This window comes from Streptomyces sp. NPDC050674 (genome assembly GCF_040654575.1).
Classification (GTDB): Bacteria; Actinomycetota; Actinomycetes; order Streptomycetales; family Streptomycetaceae; genus Streptomyces.
On the sequence record NZ_JBFAIG010000016.1, the window covers coordinates 1 to 24012 of the forward strand.

18 protein-coding genes and 1 pseudogene are annotated in these 24012 nt (G+C 70.0%); 12 read left to right on the top strand and 7 right to left on the bottom strand.

All coding sequences use genetic code 11. The features are described from left to right. Positions 1 to 225 (bottom strand): annotated as a pseudogene (locus tag AB0I06_RS24870) (hypothetical protein); the annotation flags it as partial. Positions 226 to 784: 559 nt separating this feature from the next. Between AB0I06_RS24870 and AB0I06_RS24875 the strand changes: the two are divergent. The 5 genes from AB0I06_RS24875 to AB0I06_RS24895 all read left to right on the top strand — a co-directional run bounded on the left by AB0I06_RS24875 (position 785) and on the right by AB0I06_RS24895 (position 7482). After that, the gene (locus AB0I06_RS24875; protein ID WP_363121055.1) at positions 785 to 2074 is read left to right on the top strand and encodes an extracellular solute-binding protein; all 1290 of its coding nucleotides are present in this window, start codon (positions 785 to 787) and stop codon (positions 2072 to 2074) included. Continuing rightward, positions 2074 to 3075, top strand: coding sequence for a sugar ABC transporter permease (locus AB0I06_RS24880; protein ID WP_363121056.1), 1002 nt, complete (start codon positions 2074 to 2076; stop codon positions 3073 to 3075). The genes AB0I06_RS24875 and AB0I06_RS24880 overlap by 1 nt, the downstream gene beginning before the upstream one ends. Then, a complete protein-coding gene (locus AB0I06_RS24885) occupies positions 3072 to 3998 on the top strand; it encodes a carbohydrate ABC transporter permease (RefSeq protein WP_363121057.1) in 927 nt (308 codons plus the stop codon). The genes AB0I06_RS24880 and AB0I06_RS24885 overlap by 4 nt, the downstream gene beginning before the upstream one ends. A 7-nt stretch (positions 3999 to 4005) precedes the next feature. After that, on the top strand, positions 4006 to 4635 hold the full coding sequence (locus AB0I06_RS24890; protein ID WP_363121058.1) for a hypothetical protein: 630 nt from the start codon (positions 4006 to 4008) through the stop codon (positions 4633 to 4635). 111 nt (positions 4636 to 4746) lie between these two features. Then, positions 4747 to 7482 (top strand): Tat pathway signal sequence domain protein, encoded by a 2736-nt coding sequence (locus AB0I06_RS24895; protein WP_363121059.1) that lies wholly within the window; start codon positions 4747 to 4749, stop codon positions 7480 to 7482. A 65-nt stretch (positions 7483 to 7547) separates the two neighbouring features. Here AB0I06_RS24895 and AB0I06_RS24900 read toward each other — a convergent pair whose 3' ends face one another. The 4 genes from AB0I06_RS24900 to AB0I06_RS24915 form a co-directional block, all read right to left on the bottom strand. Then, entirely contained in the window at positions 7548 to 7754 is a 207-nt protein-coding gene (locus tag AB0I06_RS24900; protein WP_363121060.1) for a hypothetical protein, read from the bottom strand. A 10-nt stretch (positions 7755 to 7764) separates the two neighbouring features. Further along, a complete protein-coding gene (locus AB0I06_RS24905; RefSeq protein WP_363121061.1) occupies positions 7765 to 9117 on the bottom strand; it encodes a diaminopimelate decarboxylase in 1353 nt (450 codons plus the stop codon). A 267-nt stretch (positions 9118 to 9384) separates the two neighbouring features. After that, positions 9385 to 11046, bottom strand: coding sequence for a helix-turn-helix domain-containing protein (locus tag AB0I06_RS24910; RefSeq protein ID WP_363121062.1), 1662 nt, complete (start codon positions 11044 to 11046; stop codon positions 9385 to 9387). 361 nt (positions 11047 to 11407) lie between these two features. Next, positions 11408 to 11887 carry a hypothetical protein gene (locus AB0I06_RS24915; RefSeq protein ID WP_363121063.1) on the bottom strand — a complete coding sequence of 160 codons (480 nt, stop codon included), beginning with the start codon at positions 11885 to 11887 and terminating at the stop codon, positions 11408 to 11410. Positions 11888 to 12392: 505 nt separating this feature from the next. On the opposite strand from AB0I06_RS24915, the gene AB0I06_RS24920 reads away from it, so the two are divergent. Continuing rightward, on the top strand, positions 12393 to 14939 hold the full coding sequence (locus AB0I06_RS24920) for a GH32 C-terminal domain-containing protein (RefSeq protein WP_363121064.1): 2547 nt from the start codon (positions 12393 to 12395) through the stop codon (positions 14937 to 14939). Between the two features lie 442 nt (positions 14940 to 15381). Here the strand turns inward: AB0I06_RS24920 and AB0I06_RS24925 are convergent, their stop codons facing one another. Continuing rightward, the gene (locus AB0I06_RS24925) at positions 15382 to 15684 is read right to left on the bottom strand and encodes a putative quinol monooxygenase (RefSeq protein WP_363121065.1); all 303 of its coding nucleotides are present in this window, start codon (positions 15682 to 15684) and stop codon (positions 15382 to 15384) included. Positions 15685 to 15723: 39 nt separating this feature from the next. After that, on the bottom strand, positions 15724 to 16704 hold the full coding sequence (locus AB0I06_RS24930) for a carbohydrate kinase (RefSeq protein WP_363121066.1): 981 nt from the start codon (positions 16702 to 16704) through the stop codon (positions 15724 to 15726). Between the two features lie 250 nt (positions 16705 to 16954). On the opposite strand from AB0I06_RS24930, the gene AB0I06_RS24935 reads away from it, so the two are divergent. The 6 genes from AB0I06_RS24935 (at position 16955) to AB0I06_RS24960 (ending at position 23718) form a co-directional block, all read left to right on the top strand. After that, on the top strand, positions 16955 to 17971 hold the full coding sequence (locus tag AB0I06_RS24935) for a sugar ABC transporter substrate-binding protein (RefSeq protein ID WP_363121067.1): 1017 nt from the start codon (positions 16955 to 16957) through the stop codon (positions 17969 to 17971). Positions 17972 to 18114: 143 nt separating this feature from the next. Beyond that, positions 18115 to 19128 (top strand): ABC transporter permease, encoded by a 1014-nt coding sequence (locus tag AB0I06_RS24940; protein ID WP_363121068.1) that lies wholly within the window; start codon positions 18115 to 18117, stop codon positions 19126 to 19128. Further along, positions 19125 to 19961, top strand: coding sequence for an ATP-binding cassette domain-containing protein (locus AB0I06_RS24945; protein WP_363121069.1), 837 nt, complete (start codon positions 19125 to 19127; stop codon positions 19959 to 19961). The genes AB0I06_RS24940 and AB0I06_RS24945 overlap by 4 nt, the downstream gene beginning before the upstream one ends. Before the next feature lie 77 nt (positions 19962 to 20038). Further along, entirely contained in the window at positions 20039 to 21067 is a 1029-nt protein-coding gene (locus AB0I06_RS24950) for a LacI family DNA-binding transcriptional regulator (RefSeq protein WP_363121070.1), read from the top strand. A 118-nt stretch (positions 21068 to 21185) separates the two neighbouring features. Further along, the gene (locus AB0I06_RS24955; protein WP_363121071.1) at positions 21186 to 22199 is read left to right on the top strand and encodes a LacI family DNA-binding transcriptional regulator; all 1014 of its coding nucleotides are present in this window, start codon (positions 21186 to 21188) and stop codon (positions 22197 to 22199) included. 184 nt (positions 22200 to 22383) lie between these two features. Further along, positions 22384 to 23718, top strand: a complete 1335-nt coding sequence (locus AB0I06_RS24960; RefSeq protein ID WP_363121072.1) for a glycoside hydrolase family 68 protein — start codon at positions 22384 to 22386, stop codon at positions 23716 to 23718. The last annotated feature ends 294 nt before the right edge of the window (positions 23719 to 24012 follow it).

The window sequence follows — 24012 nt, forward strand, 5'->3', positions numbered from 1 at the left end:
AATGTTCATGGTCACGTTCAGGGTGCTGTGCCCGACGATGTCGCGGACGATGTGCGGCGTCCCAAGACCCAGCAGCAGGGTCACACAGGTGTGGGCGACCAGCAGGTGGGCCGCCGTCGTTTCTGCCCGCGACGGGAGGGCGGTGCGGGTGCCCTCTCCGACGGTGTTCGCCGGCGGGTCCGACGCGCTGCCATCGGCTCCATCTGTCCGCGGATTCTCTGCCACCGCCTCCGCTGGTCAGGCCCTGCAACCGGCTCCGCCGGCCCGGTCCGACAGCACGCCCTCACCGACAAGCCCGATGTCACCCCCGCCGAGCAGGACCGGCCCCCCTCATAGCTTCGTTTCGGCCGACCTGGTGCCGCCCGGGAAAACGTCAGTCCACCCGTCCGTTCCTGCCACCCCCACACCCAGCCCCACCCCCGCCCCGTAACCCCCAGTCGCCGCACCCCCTCACCCGGTCCCACCCCATCCCAGCGCCACATGGCCAAAAGCGACTCACACCCCTCGACCCGCGACTCCCACCCCACCGTCGTCTTCCGGTCGCGCGCAGAACTCGTCCCACCACCCCCAGCCCGTTCGGCGATCCGACCGCACCGCCGTCACCAGCGGCGTCGCCCCGCCCCGTCCCTGGCCCTGCCCGCTCCACCCGCTCCAGCGGTCGGCTCGCGGTAAGAAAATCTTGTCCGAATCATTGACGCACCCTCAGCCCCTCCGTAACTTGTGCCAGCAAGCGCTTACTTGAAACGATTCATGCGAGCGGGACGACGTGCGGGGAGGTCCAACGGTGCTGAACGGCAGGAACGTTGAGAGACGTACGATTCTGAAGGCGGCCGGGGCTACGGCGGCCACGATGGGGCTGGCGGCGACCACCGGCTGCGGTGGCGACGGAGGGACTTCCGCGGACGGGACGGTGACGATCCGTTACGCGTGGTGGGGTGCGGAGGACCGTGCCGAGCGAATCAACAAGACGATCGAGCTCTTCCACAAGAAGTACCCGAAGATCAAGGTTAAAACGGACTTCCAGCCTTATCTCGACTTCTGGAAGAAGTTCAACACCCAGGCCTCCGGCGGAAATCCGCCGGACGTGTTCCAGAATGCCATCGGCTTCCTCCGGAAATACGACGCGAAGAACGTGCTGCTCGATCTCAGCGAGCAGGTCAAGGCCGGCCACCTCCGGATGGAGGGATTCCGCGCGGGCCTGGAGAAGTTCGGCGAGGTCGACGGCAAGCTCCTCGGCGTTCCGGTCGGTTCGAACTCCATGTCCCTGGTCATCGACAAGCCCGTCTACACGCGAGCCGGTGTGAAGCCGGAGCAGGGCTGGACGTGGGACGACTACCACGCGGCGATGAAGAAGATCCGTGACAAGACGGGGCGTGCGGGCGACACCGGCCCATACAACATCATGTACCTCTACGACCTCTACCTGCGCCAGAACGGCAAGGCGTTCTTCACCGAGGACGCGCTCGGCTTCACCGAGGCGGATCTGACGGACTGGTGGACGAAGGCGAAGCGAGGCGTCGAGGACGGCAGCTACGCCAACCAGAAGAAGGTCGCCCAGATCAAGCCCAAGTCGGCGGTCGCCGGGGAGATCTCCGCCGGTGAGTTCACCTGGGACAACTTCACCGTCCGCTACACCTCCGAGGGCAAGAGCGAGTACGGCCTGGCCCCCATCCCGACCACGGACGGCAAGAAGACCGGCCAGTACCTCGGCTCCCTCATGCTGAGCGCCTCCAAGCGCACCCAGCACCCCAAGGAAGTCGCCCAGTTCATCGACTTCATGGTGCACGACCCCGAGGTCGCCAAGATCATGGGCTACGACCGCGGCGTGCCCGCGACACAGGCGCAGTTCGACGCGTACAAGCCGACCGACGAGGTCAACAAGGCGATCGCCGCCTACGAGGAGTCCCTCGTCAAAGCGGGCGTCCTGGAGCCCATCACCCCGCACCCGAACGGCGCGGACGTCTGCGAGGCCGCCTTCCTGCGCATCGGTGAGGAACTCGGCCTGGGCAAGCGCTCGGTGGCCGAGGCCGTCAAGCAGTTCTTCAGCGAGTCGAAGACGGCTCTCGGCACCTGATGGGAACCACCGTGACACACGCCCCTGCGATGGAGGGCCTGTCAAAGGACTCCGAGCCGCGGCACGGTCCGGTGACGCCCGAGCGCCCCGCCGCCCTCAAGCGGCGGCGGCGCCGGGAGAACCTGGCCGGCTATCTCTTCATGTCCCCGTGGATCGCCGGGTTCCTGCTGCTCACCGCGGGCCCGATGATCGCCTCGCTCTACTACGCCTTCACCGACTACAACCTCTTCGACGCCCCCAAGTGGATCGGCCTCGGCAACTTCTCCGAGATGTTCGGCGATCCGCGCTGGCGCCACTCGGTGCAGGTGACGCTCTGGTACGTCGCCGTCGGCACGCCGCTCAAGCTGATCGCCGCCCTCGGTGTGGCCCTGCTGCTCGCCCAGAGCCGGCGCGGGCAGGCCTTCTACCGGGCCGCCTTCTACGCGCCGTCCCTCATCGGCGCGAGTGTCTCCGTCGCGATCGTCTGGAAGGCGATCTTCTCGGACGACGCGATCGTCGACCGCACCCAGAAGATGTTCGGCATCGACGTCGGCGGCTGGACCGGCGACCCGGACATGATCATCTACAGCCTGGTGGCCCTCACCGTCTGGCAGTTCGGTGCCCCCATGGTCATCTTCCTGGCCGGTCTCAAGCAGGTCCCGCGCGAGCTGTACGAGGCGGCCGAGGTCGACGGGGCGGGCAAGCTGCGGCGGTTCTGGAACATCACGCTGCCGATGATCTCTCCGGTCCTCTTCTTCAATGTGCTGCTGGAGACGATCCACTCCTTCCAGATCTTCAGCTCGGCGTACATCGTCGGCGGCGGCGCCGGTGGCAACGCCTGCGGTCCGGCCGACGGGTCGATGGTCTACACCTGCTACCTCTACGTCCAGGGCTTCGAGAACAGCCGCATGGGTCTGGCCTCCGCGATGGCCTGGCTCCTGCTGGTCGCGGTCGCCCTGGTGACGGCGGTGCTGTTCTGGTCCCAGAAGCGCTGGGTGCACTACGAGGAGGGCGCCCGATGAGCTCCCCCAATCTCTCGACTCCGCTCGATCAGGGGGCACCCCCATCGGCCACCGACGTCAAGGCCACAGCCGGAGCCGGAGCGCTCCGGCGCAAGCTGCCCGGCTCCCTCGCCTGGCACATCGGATCACTGCTGGTTCTCGCGGTGATCCTCTACCCGGTGATCTGGGTCATCGGCGGGTCCTTCAAGAAGAGCGACGAGATCGTCGGCAGCCTGGACCTCCTCCCGACCGACCCGGTCATCGCCAACTACAAGAGCCTCGCCGACGGCATCGCGGACATCTCGATCTCCACGTTCTTCTTCAACTCGCTCTTCCTCGCGGTGGGTTCCGTGATCGGGGTCCTGGTCTCCTGCTCGCTGACGGCGTACGCCTTCTCGAGGATCCGGTTCGCGGGCCGCAACCTGTTGTTCACGCTGATGATCGGCACGCTCCTGCTGCCGTACCACGTGCTGCTGATCCCGCAGTACGTGCTGTTCCGCAACCTTGAACTGATCAACACCTACACGCCGTTGCTGCTCGGGAAGTACCTGGCCACCGAGGCGTTCTTCGTCTTCCTGATGGTGCAGTTCATGCGCAACATGCCCAAGGAACTGGACGAGGCGGCCCGGCTCGACGGCTGCGGGCACTTTCGGACCTACTGGTCGATCGTGCTGCCGCTGAGCAGGCCGGCCCTGATCACCAGCGCGATCTTCACGTTCATCAACTCCTGGAACGACTTCATGGGCCCGCTGATCTACCTCAACGAGCCCGACAAGTACACGGTCTCGCTCGGCCTGAAGATGTTCGTCGACCAGGAGGGGCTGGCCAACTACGGCGGCATGATCGCCATGTCACTGGTCGCGCTGCTTCCGGTGCTCGCCTTCTTCCTCGCCTTCCAGCGCTACTTGATCGACGGCATGGCCACGTCGGGCCTGAAGGGCTGAGGCGGGCATGGCCGGGACACGGGTGAAGGCACGGGGGGAGTCGGCGTCGGCCCATGGGGCCTCCCCTGCCCGAGCGGAGTCGAGAGCTTGGGGAAGGTTCGCGGTGTTCGCCGAGTGCCTGCTGACCGGCGTGTGGATCGCGGTGGCCTCCCTGGGGGTGGTCACCTACCCCGCCGCGTTCGCCGCCGGGGCACGGCACCTGCGGCGCTGTACCGCTCATGAGGGCGGTGGCTGGCGGGAGTTCGTCGCCGACTTCCGCACGGCCCTGCGCGGCGGGTGGCTCGCCGGGCTCGCCGGGTGGGCCGCGGTGGGCGTGGTCTGGGTGGACGTGCGGGCGGCCCGGGCGGGGATTCCCGGCGGGCCGCTCGTCGGCGCCCTCGGTGTAGTCGCGCTCATCGGGCTCGTCGTCGCCGGGCTGCGCGCGTCGGCGGTGTGGGCGCCGGGCGCCCGCTGGCGGACGCTGCTGGCCGGGGCCGGACGGCGCACGGTGCTCGACCCGGCCGGTTCCTTCCTGATCGTCGGCGGGCTGGCCGTGGTGGCCGTGTCCGCCTGGTTCGCCGCGCCGCTGGCGCTCCCCGTCCTCGGGGCCGTGGCGGCCGCGGCCGTCGCCGTGGAGGAGCGGTACCGGCACCGCTGACGGCGGTGCCCCCCTTCCAGGCCGGCGCCCTCGGCGCCGCACCTTGCTCTGTCATGCCCCTGACCCCCGCACGGATTCGCTTCCCGCACGGACAAGGAAAGGCAGCTCGCCATGTCTCCCATCCCCCGCAGATCCCTCCTCAAGGCGGCCGCCGTCACCGGAGCCGCCGCCCAGTTCAGCTGGGCACTGGGAGCCCAGGACGCCCAGGCCGCGCCCGGAGCCGAAGCCGCCGACGCGGACCCGGTGACCCTGGACTGGCTGGAGGACGGCGGCCTCGGCGCCGCACCCGGCTCCACCCTCGGCGTGCCCTGGCCCAAGGGCGCCTACCAGAAGGACCAGACCTTCGCGCTGACGGACGCCGACGGCAAGGCCGTACCCGTACAGTCCTGGCCGATCGCCTACTGGCCCGACGGCTCCCTCAAGTGGACCGCGCACGCGGTCGCCTCGGGCGACGGAAAGCTCACCCTCGCCCCCGGGGCACCCGCCGCGCCCGAGAAGAAGGTCACCGTCGGCAAGCGCGGCGGCACCATCGACATCTCGACCGGCGTCATCACGGCGAGGATCGGCACATCCGGCTCCACCCTCGTCAAGTCCGTCACCCGGGGCTCCACCGAGATCGCGAAGAACGGCCGGCTGGTGCTGATCCGCCAGCCCGAGATCGAGGACGAGGACCAGGGCGCGGTCAAGACCGAACGCTTCGACGGCGCGATCTCCAAGGTCGAGGTCGAGCAGGCGGGCCCGGTCCGCGCGGTCGTCCGCATCGACGGCAAACACCGCAAGGGCGGCCGCAGTTGGCTGCCCTTCTCGATCAGACTCTATTTCTACGCCGGCGCCGACTCCTTCCGCATGGTGCACACCATCACCTACGACGGCAAGCAGGAACCGGGCAAGGCCAGTGGCGACTTCATCCGGGGCCTGGGAGTCCGCTTCACCGTGCCCCTGCGGGACGAGTCGTACGACCGCCACATCCGCATCGGCGGCGAGGGCACCGGAATGCTCCGCGAGGCCGTCAAGGGCATCACCGGACTGCGCCGGGACCCCGGCGCGGCCGTGCAGGCGGCCCAGTTCGAGGGCAGGAAACTGCCCGACCCGGCCACCTGGGACCAGCGGGTGACGACCCGGCTGAAGTACATCCCCGAATGGGGCGACTACACCCTCTCCCAGCTGTCCGCCGACGGCTTCACCCTGCGCAAGCGCACCAAGAAGGGGCACGGCTGGGTCGCCGCGGGCGGTGGCGGGCGCGCCTCCGGCTTCGGCTACGTCGGCGGGGCGAGCGGCGGGTTCTCCTTCGGGCTGCGCGACTTCTGGGAGAAGTTCCCCGCCCAGCTCGACATCCGGGACGCGCACACCGACGAGGCCGAGGTCACCCTCTGGCTCTGGTCGCCGGAAGCACAGCCCATGGACATGCGCTTCTACCACGACGGCATGGGCCAGGACACCTACCCGGAGCAGATCGAAGGCCTCAACATCACCTACGAGGACTACGAGCCGGAGTTCGGCACCCCGTACGGCATCGCCCGCACCTCCGAACTCCTCTTCTGGGCCAACGAGTCGACGCCGAGCCCCGACCGGCTCGCCGAGCAGGTCAAGGCCGTCCGCGTGCTGCCGCAGCTGGCCGCCCCGCCCAGGCAGCTCATCAAGGCCAAGGTCTTCGGCCCGAACCTGTACTCCGAGCCCGACCGCTCCACCCCGGCCAAGGCGAAGATCGAGGACCACCTCGACTTCCTCTTCACCTACTACAAGGGCCAGGTGGAGCAGCGCCGCTGGTACGGCTTCTGGGACTACGGCGACATCATGCACACCTACGACACGTTCCGGCACCAGTGGCGGTACGACATCGGCGGCTACGCCTGGGACAACTCCGAGCTGTCGCCGGACCTGTGGCTCTGGTTCGCCTACCTGCGCTCCGGCCGCGCCGACATCTTCCGCTTCGCCGAGGCGATGACCCGGCACACCGGCGAGGTCGACGTCTACCACCTGGGCAAATGGGCGGGCCTCGGCACCCGGCACGGTGTGCAGCACTTCGCCGACAGCGCCAAGCAGCAGCGCATCGCCAACACCACCTACCGGCGCTACTACTACTTCCTCACGGCGGACGAACGCGTCGGCGACCTCATGCACGCCAACGTCGACTCCGACGAGACGTTCCTCGCCCTCGACCCGCTGCGCAAGATCCGCACCGAGCCGTACACCCCCGACCGGCACGCCCTGTCGGTCGGCTTCGGCACGGACTGGAGCGGCCTGGTGTCGGCCTGGCTGACGGAGTGGGAGCGCAAGGGCCCCAAGTGGGAGAAGGCCAAGGCCCGCGTGCTGTCCACCATGGAGACCATCGCCGCCCAGCCCAACGGCTTCATCCAGGGCAGCGGCCTGTACGACCTGGACACCGGCAGGTTCGCCGTCGCCGGGGCCCCCAAGGTGGAGGTCTCGCACCTCTCGGCCGTCTTCGGACTCAACGAACTGTGCGCCGAGCTCATCGACCTCGTCGACATGCCGAAGTTCAACGAGGCGTACTTCGACTACTGCCGTTACTTCAACGCCTCCAAGGCCGAGCAGAAGGCCCGCTACGGCTTCGACTTCGGCAACCTGCTGCTGTTCCAGGGCCACTCGCGCCTCGACGCGTACGCGGCCGTCAAGACCGGGGACGAGAAGCTCGCCAAGCGGGCGTGGGAGAAGTTCTACAACTCCGACGGCTACAAGGAGTCGGCGCCCTGGAAGACGGAGAAGCTGAGCGGCCCGGTCGCGCTGGTGCCGGGCAGCGAGGCCACCTGGGTCTCCACGAACGACACCGCGCTGTACGGCCTCGCCGCCATCGAGAACCTGGCGCTGCTCGGCGACAAGATGCCGTAGCGGATGCCGGGCGAACACAGGGCCGGACGAGCGGTTCCCGGGCGCCACTCCGGGAACCGCTCGTCCTAGTCGATGATCTGGTCGAAGAACAGCACGGCGGGGGCCAGCACCCCGCCCCCGACGCTCACCGCGACCGGCCAGACATGGCCGGCCAGTGCCGCCAGGACGGTGGCACCGATGCCGACCAGGGCCGCCAGCAGGAAGACGATCGCGGCGCGCTGGCTGAGGAGCGGTCCGTCCCGGCCGGGCCCGTCGCGGTCGGCCTGTGCCACCTCGGTGCCCCTACCCGGCGCTGCGAACGGGCTCGGGGGCCCGGCGCCGCGGCGGCACGAGGTGGGCATCCCGGCCCGGCACGTCCCAGGGGTCCTGCGCCGGACGCAGCAGTTCGAAGCGGACGCCGCCGTCACCGTCCGTCCGGACCCCGTGCACGGCGGGCTCGGGCAGGCTGTTGTAGTGGAACGGCGTCGAGAAGTAGTAGGCGCCGGTGTCCGGGACGGTGATGAGGTCACCGGGCTCCAGCAGCGGCAACGCACGGTCGCGTGCCAGCAGGTCCCCGGCGAAACAGGCAGGCCCCGCGATGTCCTGGCGGACCGGTCCGCCCCGCTTGGCACTGCCGCTTCCCTCGTGCGCCTCGATGCGCAGGGGCCAGGCATCGGGGTTGAACACCGTCCGGGTGGCCACCTGCACACCGGCGTGGGTGACCGCGATCGGCCGGCCGCCCATGCTCTTCGTGTACTCGACGTACGCGGTCAGGAAGCCGTTCTTGGCCAGGACGGAACGCCCGAACTCGGTGACGATCTCGTACCGGCCGGAGAACAGCGCGGGAGCCTGTGCCCGCAACTGCCGGACATAGGTGTCGAACGTCGGCGTGGTCTCGTCGTCGGCGAAGTTGACGGGCAGTCCGCCGCCGATGTCGATGCCGACGACCTGACGCCGTCCGAGCGAGGCGTTGACCTCCTCGGCGAACGCCACGGCCCGCGCGACCCCGGCGGCCATGAGGTCGAGCGGGCAGCCCTGTGAACCCGCGTGCGTGTGCACCCAGGTGAGCCACGGGTGGTCGCGGTAGGCACGCAGCAGCCGCTGCCGGCTCCCCGGGTCCGCCAGGGGCACACCGAACTTCGACGTGCTCGTCGCGGTGCTCATCGCGGCGATGCTGCCCCCGCCGAGCTGGGAGTTGACCCGCACCCCGATCCGCGAGGCCGGGACGCGGTCGCCGAGCGTCCGGTCGATCCTCGCCAGTTCCTGATAGTTGTCCACGTTGACGGTCACGCCCAGGTCGAGGGCGTGCCGCAGTTCGGCCTCCGTCTTGGCCGGTGAGTCGAACACGATCCGCTCCGGCGCGAATCCGGCGGCCAGCGCGCGGGCCAGCTCACCCGCGGTGGCCACCTCGCAGCCCATGCCGAGCCGCCGCAACTCCGCCAGCACCGGCACCAGACAGTTCGCCTTGGCCGCGAACGCGTGCAGGACACCGGGGGACGTGGGGAAGGCGCGGTGCAGGGACGCGACGGTCGCGGCGACGCCGTCGAGGTCGACGAAAGCGGCCAGGGGGAACCGCTCGGCATCCAGCAGTCCCTGCCGCACCGCCTCCTGGAGGACCCGTTCGCGTCGCTCGGCGGCGGCAGTCAGTCCGGTCATGGTGTGCCCTTCCGGTGTCGTAGGCGCGGCGCCCCGGACCGCCCGGGGTGGACCACCAGGCTGCTCTCCGCGCCCGGCCGGCGTCTTCGTCGGATCCTCAAAGACACGGGCCGCAGGTCCGACGGGCGGCGGCAACAAGGCGCCCGCCGGGCAGAGGCGTTGTCCGATACGACAACGGGGGAGCCCCTGGATGGTGTCCGCGGCCGAACGACGGACCGCCCGCGCGCTCGCGCCTCGGCGCGGGGCGTCCGGCATCGGGCCGGGCGTTCAGGTGCGGGTGCCCTCGGCCTCGCCGCCCAGACGCAACTGCACCTGGGCCAGCAGCCGGGCATCGGGGTCGCCCAGGTCCAGCCCGGACACCTGCGTGATGCGGCGCAACCGGTAGCGCAGACTGTTGGAATGCACGCCCAGGGCGCGCGAAGCGGCGGACACGTCGCCGAAGTGGTCGAGGTAGACGCGCAGGGTCTCCACCAGGCAGCTTCCGCTGTGGTCGGCGTCGAACTCCCTCAGCCGGGCCACCGATGTCCGCGCCGGCAGCCTCACCTCGCGCAGGACGTCGACGATCTGGAGGATGCCCACGGTGTCCGCGACGTCCTCGCTCCGCGCCACGGTGTGCGGCCCGCCGGACGCGACGATCGCCTGGAGGGCCTGCTCGGCCGACCTGCGGGATTCGGGCGCCCGCGCCAGGCCGGGGACCACGTCACCGAGCCCGGCCCGCACCGTCGAGCCGATCGTCGCCGACAATTGCTCGGCCAGGGCGTTCCCGAGCCGTCTCACCTGGGCGTCGGCCCGCCGCGGGTCGCGTTCCAGCCCGCTCAGCAGGACCAGGGTCCTGCCGCCCGCCGGGACCACCACGACGCGGTGACCGAGGGCCGCGCAGTGCAAGGTGAGCAGGCCGTGGAGCCCGGCCGGGCCGTCGTCCGCAGGGTGGCCGGTGCCGGTCCCCACCGCCAGGACGGCACAGGGCTCCCGGGGTGGCAGCCCGGCCCGCTCCGCGAGCACCTCGACCGAGCCGCGGTCCTCCAGCAGCGCCCGGGCCGCGTCCTCCACCAGCCGGCCGTCGGAGCTGTGGGTGCGGTGGTGCAGCAGATGGGCGGCGGCGGCCCGGACCGCCGCGCGCAGCGTCTCGGCGGCGTTCGGCGACAGCGGACGGCCGGCCACCGCCGCCACCCAGATGGACCCGAGCGCCTCTCCGCCCGCCCGCACGGCACCGACCAGACGCTCCGGATCCTGTCCTCGGGCGGGCCGGTGCAGCACGTCGTCCGCACCCCACAGCGCCTGGAAGAACCCCGCCTCCCGCATGGCCGCCACCCGCCAGGGCGGCACGCGACGGCCGAGGATGGTCAGCCGGCGCATCTCGTCCACGTTCTCCTCCGTGGAGGAGTAGGCCAGCACCCGCGACTCCGTGTCCTCGATCGTCACCGAGCCTCCCACCAGGGCGGCCACCGCGTCGGCCAGCGAGTCCAGGTCGCCCGGGCGTACGTCGCCGGCCGTGGGCACCGCAGGCGCGCCCGCCGCGGCCAGCCCCGCCCTCAGCACTCCCACCAGTTGTGCCCACGGGCACCAGGCGGTGCGGAAGAGCACCGCCGTGCCGCTCTCCTCGGCGGCCGTCTGCAACGCCCGCGCGGTGGACTCCGGCCGGTCCGGGCCGAACACCACGCCCGCCGCACCGGCCTCACCGGCCCGGCGCACCACGTCGACCGCGTGCGCGGAACGCGGGTCCACGCCGACCGCGAGGAGTAACTCCCGTGCTCGGATCACCGGTTCCAGGGCGTCCAGCACATGGACACCGGTGACCTTCGTCCGCAGCCCCCGCGGGGCCGTGTGCAACTCCAGGGCTCCCGCCCCCACCACCGAGAGCAGCCGCTCCAGCGTCGCCCCGTCCTCGGCGCCCGGCCCGCTGCCCGACGATTCCCCCAGGTCCGTCACGGTGCCTCCCCGTCCCAGCCGACCGTGCCGCTGCCGGGCGGCCGTTCGGAGAACACGTATGACATCACGGGCCTGTCCCGCAGTCGAGAGGTCCATTGAGGCGCACAGGCGCCGGCGGCGCGAACCACGGGGGCGTACGCCCCTGGAAGTACGGCAACCGGCGAGGGGTCCACGACCGGCGGCGGATGTGGACGCCGAACAGGGCGATGCCGACGGACACCCGGGGCGCAGAGCGACGCCGGCCGCGGGTGACCGCCGTCGCGTCGCCGTCGCGGCTGACGCTTGGCGGCCACCCGCTGACGGGCCGACACGCTTCAGGCAGCACTCCCCGCGGTGGGGCGGCGAGCGTGCTCGTTCGGAGTCATCCCTGGTCCTCCGAGGAGGGATAGATCCGCCACAGCTGGGAGAGGTTCGGCCCGCCCCACATGCGGGTGAGGCCTACCAGCCGGTCGTTGCCCTGAAGGTGGTCGGCGATGGCCAGGGCATAGCGTGGGTGCACGACCGAGACCATGTAGAAGTCGTTGCCGCGCTCTGCGTGGGAGACCAGGCGCCAGTGCTGGTTGAGACTGTCGGTGCGTTCTCGAAGTGTCACGATGTCGGGCGGGTTGGCCCCTGCGGTGAGGCAGCGGCGGTTGGCGTACGACTCGATGCGCACGGTGCCGTCGGCGTTCTGCCGCAGGAACCACCGGTGCGAGTTGTTGTCCTTCGCGAACGGGTCTTGTGCCCAGGTCTGGGTGTGGTTGCCGACACCGTCGTGCCAGTCGTTGCACATGAAGTAGGTGCCGGTGACGTGGTGGGTCATCGTCACCGATCCGCCCGCGAGCAGGAGGAGGTCGCTCAAGTCAGTGCTCCTCAGCCTCGAGTGTTTTTCACAGGAGCGGATGCCCCTGCAACTCAGCGTAAGCAGCAGGCTGTTGTCGCAGAGCGGGGTGAACCGGTCGTTTACCGAGGCCACGGCCTGTCTGGACGGGCTCGAACGGGTGGGCGGCGGCGCTCGGCCCACCTGACCGAGCGTCACCCACAGGTACCGCACCCAGCGCAACGGTGCGGCAGGGCACCGCTCGATTCGCACGGGCAAGGTGAACACCTCGCGGCAGGGAGAGCGGCAAGAACGAGAAGCCGACAGCCGTCCCGACGAGGCGCTGTCTCATACAAACCGCATCCCCACCGTTGACGCGGCCACCTGGCTGCGTCTCATAATCGGGCAGCCACTGTCATCGATGACACAAGTCAACGATGACACCCTCGGGCGGCGGGCAGCCTTCGTCGGGCCGGGGTGCACTTCTCGGTCGTCGCGCAGGGTTCTTCCCATCGCTGCGCGGACGGCCGTGGGACAAGGAGCCGCTATGAGCCGAATACGCGTATCCCGGCAGGCCCGCATGCGGATGGCGACGGTGGTGACCGCCTGCGCTCTGTCGGCAGCCCCGCTCATTCCTCAGGACGTCGCACCCGCATACACCGAGACCTACAGACCCCAGTTCCACTTCACCCCGCAGAAGAACTGGATGAACGATCCCAACGGCCTCGTGTACTACAAGGGCGAATACCACCTCTTCTACCAGTACAACCCGAACGGCGACTCATGGGGCGACATGTCCTGGGGGCACGCGGTGAGCAAGGACCTCGTGCACTGGGAGGAGTTGCCGCTCGCTCTGTCGCACGACCACGAGGAGATGGTCTTCTCCGGCGGCGCCGTCGTCGACTGGAACAACACCACCGGGTTCGGCACCAAGGAGAACCCGCCCATGGTGGCGATCTACACCAGTGCCTACCGACACGGCGGCAAGCAGGCCCAGTCACTCGCCTACAGCACCGACCGAGGCCGCACCTGGACCAAGTACCAGGGCAATCCCGTGATCGACATCGGCTCCGACAACTTCCGCGACCCCAAGGTGCAGTGGTACGCGCCGACCAAGAGCTGGCTGATGACGGTGTCTCTGTCCGCCGAGCACAAGGTGCGGTTCTACTCGTCCAAGAACCTCAAGGACTGGGAGCAGCAGAGCGAGTTCGGGCCGGCCGGCGCGACGGGTGGCGTGTGGGAGTGTCCGGACCTGTTCCCCCTCGCGGTCGACGGGGACCCGAAGAAGACCAAGTGGGTCCTGGTGGTCAACCTCAACCCCGGTGGCATCGCGGGTGGTTCCGCCGCCCAGTACTTCGTCGGAGACTTCGACGGCAAGAAGTTCACCCCCGAGGACAAGGGCACCTACACACCGCCCACGGGCGATGTCGTGCAGGACTTCGAAGGCGACGGCTTCGGGGACTGGACGGCGACCGGGACCGCGTTCGGCCGAGGGCCGGCCGCCGGTGCGGTGGACGGCCAGGGAACCGTCTCGGGCTTCGACGGCAAGGGCCTCGCCAACAGCTTCCACGGCGGTGACGGCACCACCGGCTCCCTCACCTCCCCCTCGTTCACCGTGACCAGCCCCTACCTGAACTTCAAGATCGGCGGCGGGCGGCATCCGCACGAGGACGCTACCGTCCTGGAGAACACCCCGCCCGAGGGCACGCTCCTCGCCGACTTCGAGGGCGGCGGCTACGGCGACTGGACGGCGACCGGGGACGCCTTCGGCACGGCGCCCGCCACCGGCACGCTCCCCGGCCAGCAGCAAGTCTCCGGATACCTGGGCAACGGCCTGGTCAACACCTTCCGGAGCGGCGACTCCACCACCGGCACCCTCACCTCGCCCGAGTTCACCGTCGACAAGAAACACATCAACTTCCTCATCGGCGGCGGCAACCACCCGGCCGGCTCGGCCGGCCCCACCGCCGTCGAGCTGCTCGTGGACGGCCGGGTCGTGCGCAGCGCCACGGGGAAGGACTCCGAGGCGCTCAGCTGGACCTCGTGGGACGTCGGCGACCTGGCCGGCAAGAAGGCGCGGATCAGGATCGTCGACGACAACACCGGCGGCTGGGGCCATGTCAACGCCGACCACTTCGTCATGTCCGACACCCCGGCCCGGCGCGTCTCCCAGGAGACGTCCGTCAATCTGATCGTCGACGGCAAGGTCGTCCGCAGTGTGACCGGCACCGACAGCGAGACCCTGGACTGGGCGTCCTTCGACATGCGCCCGTACGTCGGCGAGAAGGCGCAGATCCGGATCCTCGACATGAACACCGGCGGCTGGGGCCACGTGCTGGCCGACCGGTTCACCACCGCGGACAGACCCGCCGAGTCCGCCCTGCGGCGCGCCGGCTGGGCCGACTACGGCAAGGACTATTACGCGGCCGTGTCCTGGGAGAACGCGCCGGGCGGCAAGCGCTACATGATCGGCTGGATGAACAACTGGGACTACGGCGGGTCCGTCCCCACCTCCCCATGGCGCGGGGTGCAGAGCGTCCCGAGGGAGATGGCCCTGCGCACCGTCGACGGCCGGATCCGGCTCACCAGCAAGCCGGTGGGCAGCCTGGAGTACCTCCGGCAGAAGGGTCCGGCGACGGCGTCCGGTGTCACCGTCGAGAGCACCTCGAAGTCCCTGACCGGCCTCGGGGCCGAGGGCAAGGCGCTCGACATCGAGGCGACCTTCTCCCTCAAGGACGCGGATCGCTTTGGACTCAAGGTGCGCACCGGCGCGGGCGGCGAGGAGACCGTCATCGGCTACGACACCGCCTCCCAGGAGCTGTACGTCGACCGCAGCCGATCCGGCGCCGGGGACTTCAGCAGCACGTTCCCGGGCGTGCAGACAGCGCCCCTGAAGGCGGAGAACGGCAAGGTCAGGCTGCGGATCCTCGTCGACTGGTCGTCCGTGGAGGTCTTCGGGGGCCGCGGCGAGTCCGTGATCACCGACCAGATCTTCCCCGACCCCTCCAGCACCGGCGTCCAGGTGTTCGCCGAAGACGGCAGCGCCACCCTCGACGGCCTCCGCGCGTGGCGGCTGAAGTCCATCTGGCGGTGACGAGCCGTCTCCCCACGAAAGCCGGGAGGCGCCACGCGGCACCTCCCGGTCGGCGTCTAGCGCGGCAGCCACCACCACGTCCCGCTCCTCCTGACCGGCGGCGATGCGCGGCAGGGCGCGGAACCATGTCTCCTTCTTGCCCCGCGCCACCGCGAACACCGTCGGCGGCGGGCGGCCGGCGGGGGTACTCGTGCGGGTGGAGACGCTCGCCGAGGCGCAGGGCTCTCGGCGCGCGTGCAGGCCGGCGAGCTTCGCCGGGTTCGCCGCGACCACGCGTCGAGGCCCGCGAGCAGCCCCCGGCGGCCCGGCCGCGGCAGCGTCCGGGGGCGGTGTGCACGACCCGCGGCCTCGGACAGTCCGACAGCGGCTCCGGCAACTCGGCCTTCCCCTGCGGATCCGTTGAGGCGAGGGCAGGCGAGGGGCGGGCCCCGGCCGACGCCCGTCAGGGACGCGTGCCCAGCGGATCGAGGAACGTCAGCACGGAGGCGTCCTCCTCGATCAGCGGAGTGAGCGCGGCGTTGAACGGGCCGCCGTACGGGGCGTTCAGGTGTGCCTGGAAGGCGTCCTCGTCCCGGTAGACCTCGAAGATCCAGTAGGCGCGGGGGTCGGCCGCCTTTGTGTAGACGTCGAACGTCAGGTTGCCTTCCTCCTCGCGCACCTTCAGGGCGTACTCCTGGATCAGGCGGGCGACCTCGTCCTCCGCTCCCTCTCGGGCGGTGAATTCGGCGAGCAGGGTTTTCGTCATGGTCTTCCGTCCTTGTCCGAGAGGTTCAGTGCGAGAGGTTCAGTGCGTGGAGTCGAGATGCCGGACCGCGCCGCCACCCGGCGTGGGCTGCGGCAACTGGTCCCGCCAGGGCGGGTTCGGGCCGGCGACCGAGCAGGTCAGGGAGGCGACCTGCACGGCGAACAGGCAGGCCGCCTCGACGTCGGCGAGGCGCAGGTCCGTCAGTCTGCCGCCGAGGAGTCCGCGGGTGCCGAGGTGGTGCAGCAGGCCTGCCGTGAAGGAGTCCCCCGCACCGACCGTGTCGACGACCGGCGTCGCCACCGCCGGCACCTGCACGCGCTCCCCGTCGAGCGAGGCCAGGGCTCCTGCCGCGCCGCGCGTGATCACCACGAGCCGGGTCCCCGCCGCATGCCAGGTGTCGCACGCCTGCTCCGGCGGTGTTCCGGGCAGGAGGAGCTCCAGATCGTCCTCGCTCAGCCGCAGCACGTCCGCGAGGCCGCACCAGTGCGCCAGCCGGGCGCGGTAGACCTCGGGACGCACCAGGAGCGGGCGGACGTTGGGGTCGATGCTGATGGTGGCCCGGGGAGCGGCCGCTGCCAGGAAGTCCTCCACCACCGCCGCTCCCGGCTCCCTGACCAGGGCCAGTGAACCGGTGTGCACGCAGGCCGTGCCGGCCAGGTCCACCCCGGCCAGTTCCGCGGTCGTCCACTGCCAGTCGGCGGTGGCCTGGGCGTGGAAGGAGAACGCGGCCTGGCCCTCGGCGTCCAGTTCGGCGACGGCGAGCGTGCTGGGCTCGGCGGCATCCACGGCGTGCGAGAGGTCCACGCCGGAAGCCGCGAGGTGGGCCCGGAAGAGGCGGCCGAACACGTCGCCGGACAGCCGCGCGAGGAAGCGGGCGGGGGTGCCCAGGCGGGCCAGGGCCACCGCCGTGTTGGCCGGCCCGCCGCCCGGCAGGACGCGCAGGGCGAGTTCGTTCGGGGCAGGTGCGGGCTCGGTGAACGCGTCGGCGACACATTCTCCGAGGACGGTGATCCGGCTCATGGGCTGCTCTTCTCTGGGACGCGCGGAGCGGAAACGGTCATGACCCGGGCACGCCGGTGTGCGCCTTCGGGGCGGGCGGCCGCCGAGGGGCGTTGCCGATTTGTGACGAGTGCAAGGCATTGACGTTGCCGGTGAGCGGAGTCCATCATCCTCGCCAAGCAGTGTCAACGATGACATCAGTCATCGTTGACATCGCGGGACGGCAGGCCTCGCTGCCGACCACCCGCCCGACATCCCGCTGGAGTCGTTCATGTCACGCACCTCTCGTCTGCCCTCCTCCCTGCTCCGAGCCGCCGCGTGCACGGGCATCGCGGCCCTGACCCTGACCGCCTGTGGATCCGGATCGGGATCGAGCAGCGCGAGCACCGGCTCGGGCGAGGCCAAGGTCGGCCTGATCACCAAGACGGACACCAACCCGTTCTTCGTCAAGATGAAGGAGGGCGCGGAGAAGACCGCGAAGGCCGAGGGCGTCCAGCTCATGACCGCCGCAGGCAAGTTCGACGGCGACAACGCCGGACAGGTCACCGCGATCGAGAACATGGTCGCCGCCGGTGTGAAGGGCATCCTGATCACCCCGAGCGACTCGAAGGCGATCGTGCCCGCGATCGAGAAGGCCAAGGCCAAGGGTGTCCTGGTCATCGCCCTGGACACCCCGACCGAGCCGCAGAGCGCGGTCGACGCCCTCTTCGCCACCGACAACCTCAAGGCCGGTGAGCTGATCGGCGAGTACGCCAAGGCCGCGATGAAGGGCAAGACCGCGAAGATAGCCGCCCTCGACCTCGCGCCGGGTGTGTCCGTCGGCGTCCAGCGGCACAACGGCTTCCTCAAGGGCTTCGGCGCCACCGACAAGGACGTCGCCTGTGCCCAGGACACCGGCGGCGACCAGTCCAAGGGCCAGACGGCGATGGAGAACTGCCTCCAGAAGGAACCCGGCATCAACGTCGTCTACACCATCAACGAGCCCGCCGCGCTGGGCGCGTACACCGCGCTCAAGGCCAAGGGCCGGGAGAAGGACGTCCTGATCGTCTCCGTCGACGGCGGCTGCACCGGCACCCGGGCGGTCAAGGACGGCAAGATCGCCGCGACCTCGCAGCAGTACCCGCTGAAGATGGCCGCCGAGGGCGTCAAGGCCGTCGTGACCTACGCCAAGGACGGCAAGAAGGCGTCGGGTTACACCGACACCGGGGTCACTCTGATCACCGACAAGGCGCAGGACGGGGTCGCTTCGAAGGACACCGCCTACGGCCTGGACAACTGCTGGGGCTGAGCCGCCGGCTCCCGCTGCCACCGTCCGACACCCCACAGCGGGGCGGCCGGCCCCTCCTCCCCGAACCGGGACGGCCGCCTCCTCGTCCTCCTTCCGCCCTGAAGGGACGGACAAGGACTTCTGTCTTCCGACAAGGACCTCGCATGACTGCCACGTCCACACCACCCTCCACGTCCACGCCGTACGCCGATCTCAAAGCGCCGACCACGGTCCGCAGACTGCTCACCCAGCCGACCACCGGCCCGCTGATCGCGCTCCTGCTGGCCTGTGTCTTCTTCTCCGTCTCCAGCGACCAGTTCCTCACCGGCGGGAACTTCTCGCTGATCGTCCAGCAGGTCATGGTCGTCGGCACGCTCGCCATCGGCCAGACGCTCATCATCCTCACCGCGGGCATCGACCTGTCCTGCGGAGCGGTGATGGCGTTCGGCAGCATCGTCATCGCGAAGATGGCCGCCGAGGGTTCCCTGCCGCCGCTCGCCGCGATCGCACTGGGCCTGGTCGTCTGCGGCGGCTTCGGGATGCTCAACGGGGCCCTGGTGCAGAAGGTCCCGCTGCCGCCGTTCATCGTCACCCTCGGCATGCTCAACGTGGCGTTCGCGCTGACGCACATCTACTCCGAGGAGCAGACGGTCAGCAACCTGCCCGGCCCGCTGACGGCCCTCGGGCAGACCTTCCCGCTGGGCAAGACCGACATCACCTACGGCTCGCTGGTCACGATCGCCCTGTTCCTCCTGCTCGCCTACGCGCTGAGCAGCACCGGCTGGGGCCGGCACGTCTACGCGCTGGGCAACAGCCCGGAAGCGGCGCGGCTGAACGGCATCCGCACCTCCCGGCTGACCATCGGCGTCTACACCGTGGCCGGTCTCCTCTACGGCATCGCCGCCCTGCTGCTCATCTCCCGTACCGGAGTGGGCGATCCGCAGGCCGGGCAGACCGACAACCTCGACAGCATCACCGCCGTGGTGCTCGGCGGCACCAGCCTCTTCGGCGGACGCGGCTCGGTCCTGGGCACGTTCATCGGCGTCCTCATCGTCGGCGTCTTCCGTAACGGGCTCCAGCTGATGGGCGTCGCCTCGATCTACCAGACTCTGATCACCGGGGTCCTGGTGATCCTCGCGGTGACCGTCGACCAGATCTCCCGGAGGAAGGCCCGATGACCACGACCACCACCGAGACCCCCGTGCTGCAGGCCCGCGGTCTCGTCAAGCGCTACGGCCAGGTCACCGCCATCGACGGCGCCGACTTCGACCTGCTGCCCGGCGAGGTCCTCGCCGTCATCGGCGACAACGGCGCCGGCAAGACCAGCCTCATCAAGGCCCTCACCGGCGCGGTGGTGCCGGACGAGGGGGAGATTCGCCTGAACGGCGAGCCGATCCAGTTCTCGGGCCCGCAGAGCGCACGCGCCCACGGCATCGAGACGGTGTACCAGGACCTCGCCGTGGCGGCGTCCATGGACATCGCCTCGAACATGTTCCTGGGCCGCGAGCTGCGCCGCCCGGGCGTCCTCGGCAGTGCCTTCCGCATGCTCGACAAGAAGCGCATGCGCCAGGAGGCCGCCGAGCACATGGCGGACCTGAAGATCGGCCTGCGCTCGCTGACCCAGTCCGTCGAGACCCTCTCCGGCGGACAGCGGCAGGCCGTCGCGGTGGCCCGCGCGGTCGCCTGGGCCCGCAGCGTCGTCGTCATGGACGAACCCACCGCCGCCCTCGGCGTCAAGGAGTCCGGCCAGGTCCTCGACCTGATCCGCCGTGTCCGCGACAAGGGCATGCCGGTCGTCCTCATCAGCCACAACATGCCGCACGTCTTCGAGATCGCCGACCGGATCCACGTCCACCGGCTGGGCCGGCGCGCCGCCGTGATCAAGCCGTCCGACTACTCCATGGCGGAAGTCGTGGCCATCATGACGGGTGCCCTCACCGTCGACGAGGCCGGAGATACTGTCGTAGCGGATTCCGAGGCCGCGAAGGCCGCCGGAGTACAGGCCACCTGACAGCGCAACCCCGCTCCCGCATGTTCCGGCCGAGGCCGCGGCCCGGAACCGGGAGCATCCAGGAGACGGTTTACTCCATGGCAGCGAGCCGCCGACCCACCTTGGCCGATGTCGCCCGAGAAGTGGGTGTCAGCGCCAAGACGGTCTCCCGCGTCCTCAACGAGGACGGGCCCGTCTCGGCCCGGACGCGGGAGCAAGTGCTCGCCGCGGTGGCCGAGTTGGGCTTCCAGCCCAACCTCATGGCCCGCAACATCCGCGTCGGCGGCCCGGACACGACCATAGGGCTGGTCATCCCCGACCTGGCCAACCCCTTCTTCGGAGCCGTGGCCCGCGGGATCGAGGACACGGTCCGGGACCGCGGACTGACGCTGCTCATGGGCTCCTCCGCGGACGACCCCGAGCGCGAACGCGCCCTGACGGCCCAGTTCCTCGCCCGGCGCGTCAGCATCCTGATCGTCGTGCCGTCCGTCGGCGCCGACCACTCCGACCTCAAGTCGCACCGCACGGCGGGCCTGCCGGTCGTCTTCCTCGACCGGCCGGGGGTCGGCCTGTCCACGGACAGCGTCGTCAGCTCCAACCGTGCGGGGGCCCAGGAGGGCGTCGCGCACCTGATCGCCCACGGGCACCGCCGCATCGGGTTCGTCGGCGACCTGCCGGTCAAGCTGTACACCCGCCGCGAACGCCTCGCCGGATACCGGGCGGCCCTGCGGGAAGCCGGCATCCCCTACGACCGCTCCCTGGTCGTCAGCGCGCACGATCAGCAGGGGGCGGAGGCCGTGACGGCTCAACTCCTCGAACTGACCGATCCCCCCACGGCCCTGTTCGCCGGGAACAACATCATGGCGCTCGGCATCGTCGCCGAACTCGCCCGCAGCAAGCGCAAACACGTGGCCGTCGTGGCCTTCGACGACGTATCCCTCGCCGAAGCACTGGAACCGGCCCTGACGGTCGTCGCCCAGGACCCCGAGGAGATCGGCCGCAGCGCCGCGGCCACCGCCCTGGCCCGGCTCGACGGCGACCGCTCCCGGGCCCGCACGATCACGGTGCCCACCCGGCTGGTCGTCCGTGGGTCGGGAGAGCAACGCATCCGAGACGTCGGTCGCTGACGGTCCGGCCCCCGGGCGGTGGGCGCCCGGGGGAGCGGCGGACGGACCCGACCGGCACCGGGCAACCGGGGATGTGCGAGTCAGGAGGCTGATCTGCGAGTTCGGGTACTGTACGGCCGTGGGACAACGGGCGACCATCGGCGATGTCGCGGCCCGGGCCGGGGTGGGCGTCGGCACGGTTTCGCGCGTCCTGAACGACAGCAGGAACGTCAGCGAGGACACCCGCGAGCGGGTGCTGCGGGTGATCCGGGATCTGGAGTACCGGCCCAACCGGCGCGCTCGCGCCCTGTCCACGGGACGCACCCAGAGCATCGCCGTCATCGCGCCCTTCGCCACCGAGCCGTCGGTCGTCGAGCGGCTGCGCGGCATCTCACATGTGCTGCACGGCAGCGACCACGACCTCACTCTGCTCGACGTGGCCACCCCGGATCAGCGCGATCAGCAGTACCGGGCGGTGGCGGCCGGCGACCGCTTCGACGGGCTGCTGGCGATCTCACTCGCCCCCACCGACGACGAGGTGAAGCAGCTGGCACGGGCCGGTCTGCCCACGGTGCTGCTGGACTGTGAGCACCCGGACCTGCCACGTGTGGTGATCGACGACGTGCGCGGCGGCATGCTGGCGACGCGTCATCTGCTGCAACTCGGCCACCGTCGCATCGCGTTCATGGGCGACGTCGCCGACGACCGTTTCCGTTTCAGCGCGAGCGCCCGTCGCCGCGAGGGCTGCGAACGGGCGCTGCGGGCGTACGGCCTCGCGCTCAAGGAGCCGTACGTGCGGATCGGACCGCACGGCCGCGCCGTGGCGCACCGGCTCACCGACGAGTTGCTGGCCCTTCCGGAGCCGCCCAGCGCGATCGTCACCGCGTCCGACACCCGGGCGCTGGGGGTGATCGAAGCGGCGAGGTCGGCGGGCGTGAGGGTTCCTCAGGACCTGTCCGTGGTGGGCTTCGACGACCTCGACGTGGCGGCGTACGTAGGGCTCACCACGGTACGCCAGCCCCTGCGGACCAGCGGCGGGATCAGCGCGCGCCTGCTGCTGGAGCGCATCGGCCAACCCCTTGGCGCCCCCGTCGAGGAGAAGCTGGAACTGGAGCTCGTGCCCCGGCGTACGACGGTCGCCGCGGGAGCCTGATCCACGCTGCGCCGACCACGCTGGATCGGTTCCATCCAGTTCCACAACGCGACACCGACCGCTGTTCACACGTGTGCATCTTTACCTCTCAAGTTCACCGCTTTTTACGGTAATTGAGGTACTGTCAACCATGGAACCGGTTCCACATCTTCCATTCGTTCCCTCTTCCCCCCAAGGGTGACGTATGCACAGAGCAAGACGAGTGCTGCTCCGGCTGGCGACGGGTGTGGCAACCCTCGCGATGCTGACCGGCATCACCGCTCCCGCTTCCGCCTCCCCCCACGACCCCTCCCGGACGGGCACACGGCAGTACACCGCTGACGACGACCACACAGCCGTCTGGTCCCGCGCGGACGCCCTGAAACTCCGGCAGGACAGGACCAACACCGCCCCTCGCGTGTCACCCGACTTCCCGGTGATGACCGACAAGGTGTGGGTGTGGGACACCTGGCCGCTCACCAAGCTCAACACCCGGACCGCCACCTACAAGGGCTGGCACGTCATCTTCTCGCTGACGGCCCCGCGCTCGGTGCCGTTCGGCGACCGGCACTGGTACGCGAAGATCGGCTACTTCTACTCGCGTGACGCCAAGAGCTGGAAGTACGGCGGCGACCTGTTCCCGGCCGGCACCTCGTTCGGCTCACGTGAGTGGGCCGGCTCGACGGCGCTCATCGGCGACAAGGTGCACTCCTTCTACACCGCCTCGGGGCACGACGACGGCGGGGTCGACCCCAGCGACGCGCTGCAGCGTCTGGCGCAGGCGACCGGCAGGATCCACGCGGACAAGAAGCGCGTGTGGTTCTCCGGCTTCCGGGACCACCGCATCATCGCCCAGGCCGACGGCAAGCTGTACCAGACCCTCGAACAGTCGCAACAAGGCCCGATCATCTACGCCTTCCGCGACCCGTTCGTCTTCCGCGACCCGCGGGACCGCAAGATCCACCTGCTGTTCGAGGGCAACACGGGCGGTACCGCGGGCACGTACCAGTGCACCAAGCGTGACCTGGGCGACCTCCCGGCCGGTCACGAGGTGCCGGCGGACTCGAAGTACTACACGGGCAACATCGGGCTGGCCACGGCCGACGGCGACAGCATGAGGAACTGGAAGCTCCAGCCCCCGCTCCTCTCGGCCAACTGCGTGAACCAGCAGACCGAGCGGCCGCACCTGATCATCCGCGGCGGCAAGTACTACCTGTTCACGATCAGCCACAAGTTCACGTTCGCGCCGGGGCTGAGCGGCTGGGACGGCCTCTACGGGTTCGTCGGCCCGGGGCTGCGCAGCGACTACCGGCCGCTCAACGGCAGCGCGCTGGTGCTGGGCAACCCCGAGGACGCCCCGACGCAGCAGTACTCGCACTACGTGATGCCCAACGGGCTGGTGGAGAGCTTCATCGACACGGTCCCGACGGCTGACGGCGGGACCCGCTTCGGCGGCACCCTCGCACGCACACTCGTGCTGTCCCTGAAGGGCGACAGGACGAGGCTGGCCGGTCAGTTGGACTACGGCTACATACCGTAGACCGCACTGAGCAGACCGGGGGGCGGCTGATCCGATCAGTCGCCCCCTGTCCCATACCGCCACCGTCCACAGCGCCGGACTCCTCTCGCCAAGGTGCCGAGCCGTCCGCCACACCAGGTCGGAAAAGGCTTTGAGCGCGGCGGTGGCCCGCTGCTACGGTCCGGGTCGGACCGTGAAGTCGTCGTAGGGAGGTGAGCCCCGTGAACGCAGTTACCCGTGGGTGCTCCCTCAACCCGTCACGGTCCGGCGGCTGACGTTCGGTGTCGCCAGGAGCGCCTGAGATCGAGGCACTCC

Bases quoted from the DNA above. Each gene is read 5' to 3' on its own strand.
- AB0I06_RS24940 (WP_363121068.1), top strand. From the start codon at position 18,115: ATGACTGCCACGTCCACACCACCCTCCACGTCCACGCCGTACGCCGAT.
- AB0I06_RS24905 (WP_363121061.1), bottom strand. From the start codon at position 9,117: ATGACCGGACTGACTGCCGCCGCCGAGCGACGCGAACGGGTCCTCCAG.
- AB0I06_RS24960 (WP_363121072.1), top strand. From the start codon at position 22,384: ATGCACAGAGCAAGACGAGTGCTGCTCCGGCTGGCGACGGGTGTGGCA.
- AB0I06_RS24920 (WP_363121064.1), top strand. From the start codon at position 12,393: ATGAGCCGAATACGCGTATCCCGGCAGGCCCGCATGCGGATGGCGACG.
- AB0I06_RS24950 (WP_363121070.1), top strand. From the start codon at position 20,039: ATGGCAGCGAGCCGCCGACCCACCTTGGCCGATGTCGCCCGAGAAGTG.
- AB0I06_RS24925 (WP_363121065.1), bottom strand. From the start codon at position 15,684: ATGACGAAAACCCTGCTCGCCGAATTCACCGCCCGAGAGGGAGCGGAG.
- AB0I06_RS24895 (WP_363121059.1), top strand. From the start codon at position 4,747: ATGTCTCCCATCCCCCGCAGATCCCTCCTCAAGGCGGCCGCCGTCACC.
- AB0I06_RS24880 (WP_363121056.1), top strand. From the start codon at position 2,074: ATGGGAACCACCGTGACACACGCCCCTGCGATGGAGGGCCTGTCAAAG.
- AB0I06_RS24930 (WP_363121066.1), bottom strand. From the start codon at position 16,704: ATGAGCCGGATCACCGTCCTCGGAGAATGTGTCGCCGACGCGTTCACC.
- AB0I06_RS24890 (WP_363121058.1), top strand. From the start codon at position 4,006: ATGGCCGGGACACGGGTGAAGGCACGGGGGGAGTCGGCGTCGGCCCAT.
- AB0I06_RS24935 (WP_363121067.1), top strand. From the start codon at position 16,955: ATGTCACGCACCTCTCGTCTGCCCTCCTCCCTGCTCCGAGCCGCCGCG.
- AB0I06_RS24885 (WP_363121057.1), top strand. From the start codon at position 3,072: ATGAGCTCCCCCAATCTCTCGACTCCGCTCGATCAGGGGGCACCCCCA.
- AB0I06_RS24945 (WP_363121069.1), top strand. From the start codon at position 19,125: ATGACCACGACCACCACCGAGACCCCCGTGCTGCAGGCCCGCGGTCTC.